This is a genomic window from Sulfitobacter sp. S223, assembly GCF_025143825.1.
Taxonomy (GTDB): Bacteria; Pseudomonadota; Alphaproteobacteria; order Rhodobacterales; family Rhodobacteraceae; genus Sulfitobacter.
On the sequence record NZ_CP083560.1, the window covers coordinates 672,222 to 683,771 of the forward strand.

At 55.9% G+C, this 11,550-nt stretch carries 13 protein-coding genes; 8 read left to right on the plus strand and 5 right to left on the minus strand.

Annotation, left to right across the window (positions count from 1 at the left end; all coding sequences use genetic code 11):
• Nucleotides 1-54: 54 nt before the first annotated feature.
• Nucleotides 55-1,416, minus strand: coding sequence for a homogentisate 1,2-dioxygenase (hmgA, locus tag K3757_RS03385; protein ID WP_259999392.1), 1,362 nt, complete (start codon nt 1,414-1,416; stop codon nt 55-57).
• A 73-nt stretch (nt 1,417-1,489) separates the two neighbouring features.
• Here hmgA and K3757_RS03390 point away from each other — a divergent pair, with 73 nt between their 5' ends.
• Nucleotides 1,490-1,921 (plus strand): MarR family winged helix-turn-helix transcriptional regulator, encoded by a 432-nt coding sequence (locus tag K3757_RS03390; RefSeq protein ID WP_259999394.1) that lies wholly within the window; start codon nt 1,490-1,492, stop codon nt 1,919-1,921.
• A 47-nt stretch (nt 1,922-1,968) separates the two neighbouring features.
• Here K3757_RS03390 and K3757_RS03395 read toward each other — a convergent pair whose 3' ends face one another.
• From K3757_RS03395 to K3757_RS03405, 3 genes are all read right to left on the minus strand, one after another.
• A complete protein-coding gene (locus tag K3757_RS03395; protein WP_259999396.1) occupies nt 1,969-2,448 on the minus strand; it encodes a copper chaperone PCu(A)C in 480 nt (159 codons plus the stop codon).
• 62 nt (nt 2,449-2,510) lie between these two features.
• Nucleotides 2,511-2,867 (minus strand): hypothetical protein, encoded by a 357-nt coding sequence (locus K3757_RS03400; protein WP_259999399.1) that lies wholly within the window; start codon nt 2,865-2,867, stop codon nt 2,511-2,513.
• Nucleotides 2,868-3,045: 178 nt separating this feature from the next.
• Nucleotides 3,046-4,116, minus strand: a complete 1,071-nt coding sequence (locus K3757_RS03405; protein ID WP_259999401.1) for a Do family serine endopeptidase — start codon at nt 4,114-4,116, stop codon at nt 3,046-3,048.
• 136 nt (nt 4,117-4,252) lie between these two features.
• Between K3757_RS03405 and K3757_RS03410 the strand changes: the two genes are divergently transcribed.
• The 6 genes from K3757_RS03410 to K3757_RS03435 all read left to right on the plus strand — a co-directional run bounded on the left by K3757_RS03410 (nt 4,253) and on the right by K3757_RS03435 (nt 9,935).
• Complete coding sequence (locus K3757_RS03410) at nt 4,253-4,924, plus strand: response regulator transcription factor (protein ID WP_259999403.1); 672 nt, start codon at nt 4,253-4,255, stop codon at nt 4,922-4,924.
• The gene (locus K3757_RS03415) at nt 4,921-6,255 is read left to right on the plus strand and encodes a HAMP domain-containing sensor histidine kinase (RefSeq protein WP_259999405.1); all 1,335 of its coding nucleotides are present in this window, start codon (nt 4,921-4,923) and stop codon (nt 6,253-6,255) included. The genes K3757_RS03410 and K3757_RS03415 overlap by 4 nt, the downstream gene beginning before the upstream one ends.
• Before the next feature lie 108 nt (nt 6,256-6,363).
• Nucleotides 6,364-7,776 (plus strand): cytochrome ubiquinol oxidase subunit I, encoded by a 1,413-nt coding sequence (locus K3757_RS03420; RefSeq protein WP_259999406.1) that lies wholly within the window; start codon nt 6,364-6,366, stop codon nt 7,774-7,776.
• Nucleotide 7,777: 1 nt separating this feature from the next.
• Nucleotides 7,778-8,785, plus strand: coding sequence for a cytochrome d ubiquinol oxidase subunit II (gene cydB, locus K3757_RS03425; RefSeq protein ID WP_259999409.1), 1,008 nt, complete (start codon nt 7,778-7,780; stop codon nt 8,783-8,785).
• Entirely contained in the window at nt 8,785-8,883 is a 99-nt protein-coding gene (locus K3757_RS03430; RefSeq protein WP_259999411.1) for a DUF2474 family protein, read from the plus strand. Before cydB ends, K3757_RS03430 begins: the two co-directional genes overlap by 1 nt.
• 86 nt (nt 8,884-8,969) lie before the next feature.
• Nucleotides 8,970-9,935 (plus strand): NADPH:quinone oxidoreductase family protein, encoded by a 966-nt coding sequence (locus K3757_RS03435; RefSeq protein WP_259999412.1) that lies wholly within the window; start codon nt 8,970-8,972, stop codon nt 9,933-9,935.
• Between the two features lie 3 nt (nt 9,936-9,938).
• Here K3757_RS03435 and K3757_RS03440 read toward each other — a convergent pair whose 3' ends face one another.
• The gene (locus K3757_RS03440) at nt 9,939-10,916 is read right to left on the minus strand and encodes a DMT family transporter (RefSeq protein WP_259999414.1); all 978 of its coding nucleotides are present in this window, start codon (nt 10,914-10,916) and stop codon (nt 9,939-9,941) included.
• A gap of 81 nt (nt 10,917-10,997) precedes the next feature.
• Between K3757_RS03440 and K3757_RS03445 the strand changes: the two genes are divergently transcribed.
• Nucleotides 10,998-11,513 carry a CoxG family protein gene (locus K3757_RS03445; RefSeq protein ID WP_259999416.1) on the plus strand — a complete coding sequence of 172 codons (516 nt, stop codon included), beginning with the start codon at nt 10,998-11,000 and terminating at the stop codon, nt 11,511-11,513.
• Nucleotides 11,514-11,550 lie beyond the last annotated feature (37 nt).

The window sequence follows — 11,550 nt, forward strand, 5'->3', positions numbered from 1 at the left end:
CGATCCCCGCGCCGCAAAAAACGACAAATCCTAGAATGATAAGAGCAGTCTCCACTATTTCTTACCCGGCGTTCCGTCGAATTTCTTTTCCAGATCGCTCCAGCAGTCGATGTAGTCATCCTGCAAAGGCGCTTCATTTGCTGCAAATGCTGTCAGATGCTGAGGAAAGCGCGTCTCGAACATGAAAGACATGGTGTTTTCCAGTTTCTCTGCGCCAAGCTCGGCGTTTGAAGCGCCCTCAAACGCGTTCTTGTCAGGGCCATGCGGCAGCATCATGTTGTGCAGGCTCATCCCGCCGGGGACAAAACCCTTTGGCTTGGCGTCATAGATGCCAAAGATATTGCCCATCAGCTCCGACATAACATTCTTATGGTACCACGGCGGGCGGAAGGTATCTTCGGCCACCATCCATCGGTCTCGGAATAGGACAAAGTCGATGTTGGCGGTACCTTCTACGCCTGAATCGGCAGTCAGAACGGTGAAGATGGATGGATCAGGGTGGTCAAACAGGATCGCGCCAACAGGGCAATAGGTCCGCAGATCATATTTACAGGGCGCGTAGTTCCCATGCCACGCCACCACGTCCAGCGGGCTATGGCCTATTTTGGTTTCGTGGAACTGGCCTGCCCACTTTATGGTCACAGTTGAGGGCGCATCGCGGTCCTCGAATGCGGCAACGGGTGTTTTGAAATCACGCGGGTTTGCCATGCAGTTCGCACCGATGGGGCCGCGGCCCGGCAAGTGGAATTTCTGGCCGTAGTTTTCGCAGACAAATCCGCGTGCGGGTCCCTCAAGAACTTCGACGCGGTATACCAACCCGCGTGGAATGATCGCGATCTCTTGCGGTTCAATGTCGATCACACCCAACTCTGTCGCGAACCGTAACCGTCCTTCTTGGGGGACGACCAGCAACTCTGAATCGGCCGAGTAGAAGTAGGCGTCTTTCATGGATTCCGTGACAAGATAGATGTGACTAGCCATGCCGACCTGAGTGTTCACATCACCCGCCGTGGTCATTGTGCGCATGCCGGTCAGCCAGGTTAACGGTTGATCTGAATGCGGCACCGGATCCCAACGGTACTGGCCCAAAGAAGTTACATCTGGATCCACATGGGGCGCGGATTTCCAGTAGGGAAGATCAATCTTTGTGAAGCGGTGAGTATGCTTCACCGAGGGCCGGATTCTGTAACACCATGTCCGTTCGTTCTGGTGACTTGGTGCCGTGAAGGCTGTGCCGCTCAACTGTTCGCCATACAGGCCGTAATTCACCTTTTGGGGGGAGTTCATGCCTTGAGGCAAGGCACCGGGCAATGCCTCGGTTTCAAAGTCATTTCCAAAGCCGGGCATATAGCCTTCGGTCGTCCCTACGGGGGAGACGGCAGATTGCAATCCATGTGGCGAAAGCTCTTTGGTCATGGTGTTCCCCTTTTAGAATGTTGTATCGGGGATATTAGTTTGATTTGTAACTAACAACAGGTAAGTTCGAAAAATGACAGAAGACGAATTCGATCTAGGCCGGTTCCTGCCCTATGCGCTGAGTCAAGCTGCCGAAGCCACCAGTATGGGATTTCAGAAATTCTATCGCCAGCGCTATGGCATGTTGCGCACGGAGTGGCGGGTGCTGTTCCATCTTGGTCGTTACGGAGAAATGACGGCAAAAGAAATCTGCGAGCGCGCGAGCCTGCACAAGACTAAAGTCAGTAGGGCGGTCCATGCGCTTGAGGCAAAACGCTTTTTGTCTCGTATGCCACAGAAGCAGGATCGTCGGCTTGAGACCCTATCGCTTACCCGGCAGGGCGTGGCCGTTTATGACGACCTTTATGAAACTGCCAGATCATATGACGCCGCCTTGGCCAGACATTTCACCGAACAAGAGCGTGAAGTGTTGAGACATTGTTTGGAAAAGCTGGTCAATCTTTAGGCAGGCCGCAATAATTTGCGGCCTGACTGTTGTTATCCGGAAAGCTGTCAGTCTGACATCTTCATCCCGCTGTGATCGGATGCGGTGCGGGCGCGCACGTCAAATGTGACGTCCATTTCGCCGGCGTTCTCAAAGACCAACGTGGCATCGACCTGATCGCCCAATTCAAACGGATTGTCGCCAAGGCCCATAAACATCACGTGCAGCCCACCAGGCATAAGCGTGACTGTCTCGCCGGAAGGTACATCAATACCGTCTTGTTTGGTCATGGTTGCCACGCCATTTTCGTCCGTGGCGGATAGGTGCAATTCGATGCGCGGAATACCTTCGACACGCACTTCGACCAACCGATCATCGGTTTTTGAATCGTTGGTGATGGTCATGTAGCCACCGCCGACTTTCGTGTTCTTGGCTGTTTCAAACGTTGATGGCTGGGTGACCGTGATCTGGCCAAGCGTGTAATCGGCGGCCCAAACAGTGCTGGCGCCGAAAAATAGGGCAAGGGCGGTGTATTTCATAAGTTTCATGAGTCGATCCTGTGATGTGCGCAGTTTCTCAGCGCATAGTGACGTTTAAAAAAGGCGAAACGTCACTTTTGCGGCGGTGCGCGCACAGGAGGATTTGTACGGGGTGCCGCAGGCAGTAAAGCCACAGCGCGGGCTTGGTCCGTATCAAGATAAGATGATGCAAAAACCGGGTGCTGTGGCAGCACGGGAGATGTCAGCATCATAGAGCCAACAATCATGCAGCTTTCGCAGCCGCCAGCGCGATGTCCGCCGTTTTCCCCACAAATATCTGATAGGTTGCCGCCCATGGCGACGAAGCGGCTCATCTCCGGCGTGACCGGTGCGGCCCCTGCGCGGTGTACGAACGGCACGCTGAGCAGCGCCAAAACCATCAGCGCCAGCAAACCGTTCACGGAAAGAATATGACCAAGCCGTTTCATTGGGTGTTCGATACATCAAGGTTGAAGGCAGGGCCAGAGCACGGATGTGCGACATAGACACCACGTTGGCGAAAAGCCGCCCCAATGCCTACAGGGCATCGGGGCGTACAGCCTTCTGGAGTGGGATCAAAAGGCCGGACCGGTCCGGCCATTGGGGCTGGGCGGACCGGATTGGGGGTTAGGTTTCTTGCGGTGCAAGGGTCCCGATGGTCACATCAAGCGTCATTTCCTTGCCGCGCCGAAGGACGGTCATTGAAGCTTTTTCTTCAGGGTTCTTAGCAGCAACAGCACGGGTTAGATCACGCAGTGCACTGATCTGAGTACCATCGAAATCCAGAATGATATCGCCTTTTTCCAACCCGGCGGTTGCGGCAGGGCTGTCTTTTGAGACGGCCTCGATTACGGCGCCTTTTGTGCTTTCAAAACCCAGAACCTCAGCCACTTCGTCGCTCATCGGGCGGATGCTTACACCAAGCCACCCGCGTGTGACTGTTCCGTCATCGCTTAGGTCTGCGACAACCTCACGCACCACATCCGACGGCACCGCAAAACCAATACCGACAGAACCGCCAGCCGGAGAGATGATGGCCGTGTTGACGCCAATCACGTCACCTGAGTTGTTAAACAGCGGACCGCCAGAGTTGCCCCGATTGATCGCTGCGTCGGTCTGGATGAAGTCGTCATATGGTCCGGCGTTGATATCACGTGCCTTGGCGGAAATAATGCCGCTGGTTACGGATGAACTCAGACCGAAGGGGTTGCCCACGGCGACCACTTCGTCGCCGACGCGCATCTGCTCGGATGTACCGAATGAGACAAACGGCAGGTCCACATCCGCTTTGATAGACAACAACGCGATATCTGTGGCGGCATCGCTGCCGATGACTTCGGCATCATATTTCGTGCCATCGGAAAGGGTGACCTCAACGTTCTTGGCACCGGAAATCACGTGATGGTTCGTGACAATCTGACCGTCAGAGGAGATGATGAATCCTGAACCTAGACCGGCGCGCGGCGATTCCTGCGGGCTGTTGCGCTCAAAGCGGCGGCGCAGGGTTTCTGGCATGCCGCTTGTCGCCTGTACTGCGCCGGTCACTTCGATGAAAACCACAGCGGGTGCTACAGTTTCCACCAGATCGGCATACCCTCCGGCGGGAACGGCGAATGCGGCAGTGGGGGCAAGTATCGGCGAAATCGCCAATGCTGCTGCAAGGGCGATAGGGGCGGATTTGGTAAGCAAAGATGTCATTATTGTTCCTCATGCATCTGGTTGCGATTGCAGCCAAGATGGGGCCCCTAGGTTACAGGAAAGTCCGCCTTCGTTATACAAAACTGTAACCTGCCAAGGGATGCAGTCGGCAATGGCAGCCATTATATAGACGCTTATGAAAATACTCGTGATCGAAGATGATGTTACCACAGGTACCTACATTGCGCGCGGCCTGCGCGAGGAGGGGCACGTGGTCGATCTGGTGACTGATGGTCACGAAGGGCTGGTTGCCGCAACCGGCGGAGGGCATGATGTTCTGATCGTGGACCGGATGCTGCCAAAGGTGGATGGCCTGACGTTGGTCAAAACGCTGCGCGGCGCAGGCAATTCAACGCCAACCCTTTTCCTGACGGCAATGGGATCGGTCGAAGATCGCATCGGCGGGCTGAATGCCGGCGCGGACGACTATCTGGTGAAACCTTTCGCTTTCGGAGAACTGTCCGCGCGTGTTGCTGCGCTTGGCCGCAGGCCGCAGGCGGTAGAGCAAGAAACCAGTTTGCAGGCCGGGGATTTGACGCTGGATTTATTGACCCGCAAGGTGTCGCGGGAAGGACAGGAAATTGATCTGCTGCCGCGCGAGTTTGCTTTGCTCGAATTCCTCTTGCGCCGCAAAGGCCGCGTTCAAACCCGCACGATGCTGCTTGAGGGCGTCTGGGATTTGTCGTTCGATCCAATGACCAATGTGGTTGAGACCCATGTGAGTCGGTTGCGCGCGAAGGTCGACAAACCTTTTGAAACGGAGCTGATCAAGACGGTACGCGGCGCTGGCTACAGGATTGACGGGTGAGACGTTTGTGGCGCTCGATGCCGCTGCGGTTGGCGCTGGTGCTTGTGGTGTTGTTCGGCACTGTCAGCCTACTCAGTCTTGCGGCCAGCTATGCCTTTACCCGCGCCGCATTCGAGCAGGCCATTCGCGATGATCTGGCGCAGGATCTGGCGGGCTTTCGGGCAGCCCCTACCGCTGGCGCTGTGGCGCTTTTGGTTCAGGCGGAATCAGAGGATACCGATCCTGGCCGTCTGGTGCTCAGCTATGTCACGCGGTCGGGGCGTATCTACGGCAACGGTGCTGTGGCGCGCGACGATGAGGGGTTTCATATTATCTCTCTGGAAGAGGGGCGGGCGACACTGGATGGGGAATATCTTGCGCTCAGCGCGCGGCTCCATGGTGGTCGGTTGACCATCGCTCGAAGCCGCGCAGAGATCGAAGCGCTGCGGCCCGTTTTCTTCAATATTCTGTGGATCAGCTTGCTACCGACCGTGCTTATTGCCCTGTCAGGGGGGCTTATCCTTGCGCGCCGCTCTGAAAGGCATGTTGAGGTGGTTCGCCGCGCGCTTGAAAAGTTGTCAGGCGGTGATCTGGGCGCGCGTGTGAAGACAGGGCCAAGGTGGTCCGACGATTTGCTGGGGATCGGCAAAGCCGTGAATGGCATGGCCGAGGCGCAAGAACGCTCTGTCACCGCACTGCGTCAGGTGTCATCCGATATTGCCCATGATCTTAAGACTCCGGTGCAGCGGGTATCGCTGCGCCTTGAGGCACTGGCCCAAGTAGTGGATGACGGCGAAGCTGCGGATTTGGTCGCGCAAACCCGTGAGGAAGTGGACGGCATTGCAGCCGTATTTCAAGCGCTGTTGCAACTGGCACAGGTTGAGAATGGCGCGCTGAAAGCGCAGTTTGCGTCGGTTGATTTGGCCGATTTGTGCCGCACGATGGTGGAAGTCTATGAACCGACAGCCGCTGCGCGGAAGCAACGGTTGAGTTTTGACGGCCCGGACAGCCTGCAAGTTGACGGAGAAAAGAACCTTCTTGGCCAGATGATTGCGAACTTGCTGGAAAATGCCCTGCGCCATACCGGAGAGGGCGCAGAGATATGCGCGTCACTTCAATATCAATATGGAAGGCCGGTCTTGTTAGTTCGGGACAATGGCCCTGGGATTCCTGCGGAAGAACTCGGACGTGTGACACAACGGCTTTACCGACTGGACCGCAGCCGGAATACCGCCGGTAACGGGTTGGGTCTTAGCCTGGTTGAGGGGGTGGCCCGATTACATGGAGCAGAGTTGTCGTTTGAGGACGCACAGCCGGGGCTGTGTGTGCGGATTCAGTTTCCCTCCGCCTAGTCGCGGATGCTCATCGCTTTTGCACGTGGTTGATTGCGGCAACTTGCCCCCTAGTCTTAGGGTGGCTCTGCTATATTTGAAGAGCGAAAGAGTTATGAGGGTATTGCGATGTTTGACGGTTTTACGGCTGAAGTACTGGCGCGTTTCCAGTTTGCTTTTACGGTGTCATTCCACATTATCTTTCCAGCGTTCTCCATCGGATTAGCAAGCTATCTGGCCGTGCTGAATGCTCTTTGGCTACGCACGCGCAACGATACCTATAGACTTCTGTTCGAATACTGGAAAAAGATCTTTGCTGTCGCTTTCGCGATGGGTGTCGTTTCAGGCATCGTGATGTCTTACCAGTTCGGAACCAACTGGTCCGTCTTCTCGGATAGGGCGGGACCAGTTATCGGCCCGTTAATGGCCTATGAAGTTCTGTCTGCCTTTTTCCTGGAGGCCGGTTTCCTGGGTATCATGCTGTTCGGGCGCGAGCGTGTGGGCGATAAGCTGCATATGCTGGCAACCGGCGTTGTCGCCTTTGGAACGCTTCTTTCCGCGACATGGATTCTTTCAGTGAACAGCTGGATGCAAACGCCGGCAGGTTTTGCAATGAATGAGGTCGGGCAGTTCGTGCCAGAAGATTGGTGGGCAATCGTGTTCAACCCTTCATTCCCCTACCGGCTGGTCCACATGGTGTTGGCGGCATACCTGACGACAGCTCTGGTGGTCGGGGCCGTCGGCGCACTTCATTTGTTGCGGGACCGTTTCGACGTGGCCAGCCGTAAGATGTTTTCGATGGCGATGTGGATGTTGGTTGTCGTGACGCCGCTCCAGATTATTGCAGGGGATTATCATGGGTTGAATACGCTAGAGCATCAGCCAGCCAAGATCATGGCAATGGAAGGTCACTATGACAGCCATCCTGACGGTGCACCTCTGATCCTGTTTGGCATACCCAATCCGGAAGAAAAGCGGATCGACTATGCAATCGAGATTCCAAAACTGAGTTCGCTGATCCTCAAACATGATCTTAACGCACCATTGGCCGGTCTGGATACCATTCCGGATGAAGACGAGCCTCCGGTGGCGATCGTATTCTGGTCGTTCCGTGTGATGATCGCACTGGGTTTCGCGATGTTGGGGCTGGGCATCTGGGCATTGACACAGCGCATTCGGGGACGGCTGTACCATGCGCCCTGGCTGCACCGCGCAGCGCTTGCCATGGGGCCTGCCGGCTTTGTTGCGGTTCTGGCTGGCTGGATTACGACCGAAGTGGGCCGCCAGCCGTTCACTGTTTACGGGTTGATGCGGACCTCGGATAGTTTGTCGCCCATCGCCGCGCCTGCGGTTGCAGCATCGCTTACGGCTTTCATCATTGTCTACTTTTTCGTCTTCGGCGCAGGCACATATTATCTGCTACGCATGATGAACAAACCGGTCAGACAGGTCGCGGAGCAGTCGCTGCGCGACGAGGGGCCAATCAGAACGGCAGGGGTCACGCAGGCCGCTCCCTACAATGAACGTAAGGAGGGACACTAATATGTTCGGACTTGAACTGTCATTTATCTGGGCTGGGATCATCGCCTTTGCCGTGCTGGTCTATGTCATTTTGGACGGCTTCGATCTGGGGGTCGGTCTGCTGTTTCCGCTGACCAAGGATGAAGAAGAGCGGGGCGTCATGATGAATTCGATTTCGCCCGTCTGGGACGGAAACGAGACATGGCTGGTACTGGGCGGCGGCGGGTTATTCGCTGTTTTCCCGTTGGCCTATTCGATTGTGATGCCTGCGCTTTATATGCCGATCATCCTGATGCTTCTGGGCCTTGTTTTTCGCGGCGTCGCCTTTGAATACCGGTGGCGGACGGAGCGCTGGAAACCGCTTTGGGATATGGGTTTCTTTGGGGGATCGCTGACTGCCGCATTGTGTCAGGGCATTGCATTGGGCGCCCTTGTGCAAGGGATCGAGGTTGAGAACCGCGCCTATGCCGGAGGCTGGTGGGATTGGTTGACGCCGTTTTCACTCCTCTGCGGCATCGCAGTCACGATCGGTTACGCGATGCTTGGTGCAACATGGCTCAATCTGAAGCTGGAAGGACGTATCCAGAGCCACATGCGTCGCCTTGCATGGCCAGCGGCGATTGGCACAGTGATCTGTATGGGGCTGGTCAGCCTTTGGACGCCGTTTCTTGATGCGGCCTATTTCAGTCGCTGGTTCGCATGGCCCACGGCAGTCTTCAGTGCAATTGTACCGCTTCTGGTTTTGGCCGCGATAGCAGGGCTGTTCTTTGGCTTGCGCGGGAAGCGTGAGATAGCTCCGTTCATGTATGCGCAGGCGCTATTTGTCTTGGCTTATGTCGGGATCGGGATAAGCTTTTATCCCCATATCGTACCACCCTCACTAACGATCGCAGAGGCTGCAGCCCCTGATGAAAGCCTTTGGTTTACTCTGGTGGGGACGGTTGTACTGGTGCCAATGATCCTGGCCTATACCGCCTATGCCTACTGGGTTTTCCGCGGCAAGGTTAATCCGGCTGAGGGCTATCACTGATGCTGAAACAGGTGGGGTGGTTTATTCTGATCTGGCTTCTCAGCGTTGGCGCTTTGGGCATTGTCGCATTTGCGATCCGGACGGCGATCATGCCCTAAACACGCCCACGTCGTGGGGTAACGTCTTGATATTGTGACAATGGCAGGACACTCTTTCCTGTGCTGACAGATAAGGATTTGAGCCGATGCGCGCCATGCAAGTGACTGCCTATGATTCCCCGCTTAGCCTTAGGGAATTGGACATCCCACAGCCGAAAGAAGGGCAGGTGGTTATTCGGGTTGCAACATGTGGCCTGAATTTTGGCGATACGCTGGCGATCAAGGGGACCTATCAGGAGAAACCTTCTCTGCCGTTTACTCCGGGCATGGAAATGGCCGGGACAGTCCATGCGGTTGGCGCAGGGGTAACCGGTTTTCAAGAAGGGCAACGCATTGCGGCCTACAGTGGGCGTGACGGTTTGGCTGATTACGCCGCCGTTGCAGCAGACAAATGTGTGGCACTTCCTGACAATATGTCGTTCACAGATGCTGCCGCTTTCTTGATTACCTATGCCACCAGCCATCTGGCGCTTGAGGATAAGGCGCATCTGAAACCGGGTGAGCGGCTTTTGGTTCTGGGGGCGTCGGGTGGGGTTGGCCTGACTGCCGTAGAACTGGGTAAGCTCATGGGGGCGGAAGTGATTGCTTGCGCGCGGGGGGCAGAAAAACTGGAGATTTGCAGAAAGCTTGGCGCGGATCATCTGATCGATTCTGAGACCGACGATATCCGAGAGGCTGTCAAAGCGCGGGGCGGCGCGGATGTGCTCTATGACCCCATCGGTGGTGCGCAATTTGATGCGGCATTCAGGGCGTGCAATCCCGGCGCGCGGCTGCTGCCTTTGGGGTTTGCGAGCGGAGATATCCCTCAGATTCCCGCAAACATTTTGCTGGTCAAGAATATGACAGTGCTTGGCCTGTATATCGGTGGCTATGCAAAGCTGAACCCGAAGGCCCTGACCGACAGTTTCGAAACTCTGATCGGCTGGTACGTTGAGGGTAAGATCAAGCCGCATGTTAGTCATGTTCTGCCACTCGAAGAGGCGAATGAGGGGCTTGATTTGCTGCGCACCCGTAAGGCCACAGGCAAGATTGTTATTGATCTGGAAGCTTAGGGGTTAGTGCCGTCGCGCCACGGGGCGCTTGGTGACTGTTCTGGCTTTCGCACGTTCGCGGAAAAATACGAACAAGCCAGAGGACAGGATCAGCGCGATGCCCGTCCAGACTTCCCAGCTTGGCAGGTCTCCGAAAATCATCAAACCCCAGAAGACAGCGAGCGGCAGGCCGATATATTCGAAAGGCGCGATGGTTGCAGCATCTGCCAGCCTGTAGGCCTGACTGAGACTGTAACCGATAAGTCCACCGTTCAGACCCAGCCCCACAAGTACCCAGAAATCTTCGGGCGCGGGCCAGATCCATGCGCGCAGCAGAAACTGGAGTGACGCGTTCGAGGTGTTCGCAGCAAACCGCCCGTCTCCGGCGACACAGAAAAACACCAGCGAAACCACCAGGAAAACGGCCTGGATGTAGATGGCAAGGGCAGAAGCCGGCGCTTTTACGCCCAGTTTGCGTGTCATCAACTGGTTGAGCGCATAGGTCAGCGCGGACAGAACTGGTAGCAGCAGCACAATCCGAGAAATGCTCATGCTATCTGATGTTTCCCATGGGCGCTGCATGATCACCACGCCGATGAAGCCGACAAGCACCGCGCCCAGTCGCAGTGGCCCGACTTTTTCGCCCAGTAGCGGTATTGAAAGCAGTGTGATGAACAAAGGTGCGACAAAGAAAAGGGCGGTTGCATCCGCCAGAGGCAGCACAGCGAGCGCCAGAAAATAAGACATGTTCGCAATCACGACCAGCACACCACGCATAACATGCAGTAACGGTCTATCCGTGCGTAGGGCTACCCATCCGCCCTCAAACTGGAGAAAGACACAACTGACCATAAGCCCGATTAGTGAACGGATGAAAACGATCTGGTGCAGCGGATACCCGCTGGAAAGTTGCTTAATAAGCATGTCATTGAGTGAAATGCAGAAGACTCCGAATAGGACAAAACCTATCGCGAGACCTGCACGGTTGTGGGCTTGGCTCATGTGTGCACCCTCATCAATATCATTGCAGCTGTCCAGAAAAATTCATAGCGTACAAAGTGATCAATTCAGGAGACTTCGCCGATGCAAATGTCCGACACCCGCCAGATAGCCGCCACGCCTGCACAGGTCTATGCCGCCTTGCTGGATCCGGACATGTTGAAGGCGTGCGTGCCGGGTGCGACAGAGGTAGCCGGCTCTCCTGCAGAGGGCTTCGTGGCAACAGTTGTACAGAAGGTCGGGCCGGTAAAAGCGACATTCGCGGGGGAGGTCACGATCAGCGATATGGTGCCAAATACGTCCCTGCGTATCGAGGGTGCAGGCAAGGGCGGTGCAGCAGGATTCGCAAAGGGCGGCGCTGATGTGCGGCTGGTCGAAACTGAAAACGGTTGCGAGCTGAGCTATGATGTCGAGGCCAAGGTTGGCGGCAAGCTGGCGCAGTTGGGGAGCCGGATTATCGATGGCTTTGCAAAAAAGATGGCGGACCAGTTCTTTAATAATCTGCAAGAAGCCCTTGAAGGTCCTGTCGATCCTGATGCCGCGGAAAGCAGCGAAGAGCCTGCAGCAAAGAAGGGCTGGTTCGGGCGCTTGAAATCCTGACGCGGCGCAACACTTGTTGCGGGGCTGCAATCAGGTT

Bases quoted from the DNA above. Each gene is read 5' to 3' on its own strand.
- cydB (WP_259999409.1), top strand. From the start codon at position 7,778: ATGTTCGGACTTGAACTGTCATTTATCTGGGCTGGGATCATCGCCTTT.
- K3757_RS03405 (WP_259999401.1), bottom strand. From the start codon at position 4,116: ATGACATCTTTGCTTACCAAATCCGCCCCTATCGCCCTTGCAGCAGCA.
- K3757_RS03400 (WP_259999399.1), bottom strand. From the start codon at position 2,867: ATGAAACGGCTTGGTCATATTCTTTCCGTGAACGGTTTGCTGGCGCTG.
- K3757_RS03420 (WP_259999406.1), top strand. From the start codon at position 6,364: ATGTTTGACGGTTTTACGGCTGAAGTACTGGCGCGTTTCCAGTTTGCT.
- K3757_RS03395 (WP_259999396.1), bottom strand. From the start codon at position 2,448: ATGAAACTTATGAAATACACCGCCCTTGCCCTATTTTTCGGCGCCAGC.
- K3757_RS03430 (WP_259999411.1), top strand. From the start codon at position 8,785: ATGCTGAAACAGGTGGGGTGGTTTATTCTGATCTGGCTTCTCAGCGTT.
- K3757_RS03440 (WP_259999414.1), bottom strand. From the start codon at position 10,916: ATGAGCCAAGCCCACAACCGTGCAGGTCTCGCGATAGGTTTTGTCCTA.
- K3757_RS03410 (WP_259999403.1), top strand. From the start codon at position 4,253: ATGAAAATACTCGTGATCGAAGATGATGTTACCACAGGTACCTACATT.
- K3757_RS03435 (WP_259999412.1), top strand. From the start codon at position 8,970: ATGCGCGCCATGCAAGTGACTGCCTATGATTCCCCGCTTAGCCTTAGG.
- K3757_RS03445 (WP_259999416.1), top strand. From the start codon at position 10,998: ATGCAAATGTCCGACACCCGCCAGATAGCCGCCACGCCTGCACAGGTC.
- K3757_RS03390 (WP_259999394.1), top strand. From the start codon at position 1,490: ATGACAGAAGACGAATTCGATCTAGGCCGGTTCCTGCCCTATGCGCTG.
- hmgA (WP_259999392.1), bottom strand. From the start codon at position 1,416: ATGACCAAAGAGCTTTCGCCACATGGATTGCAATCTGCCGTCTCCCCC.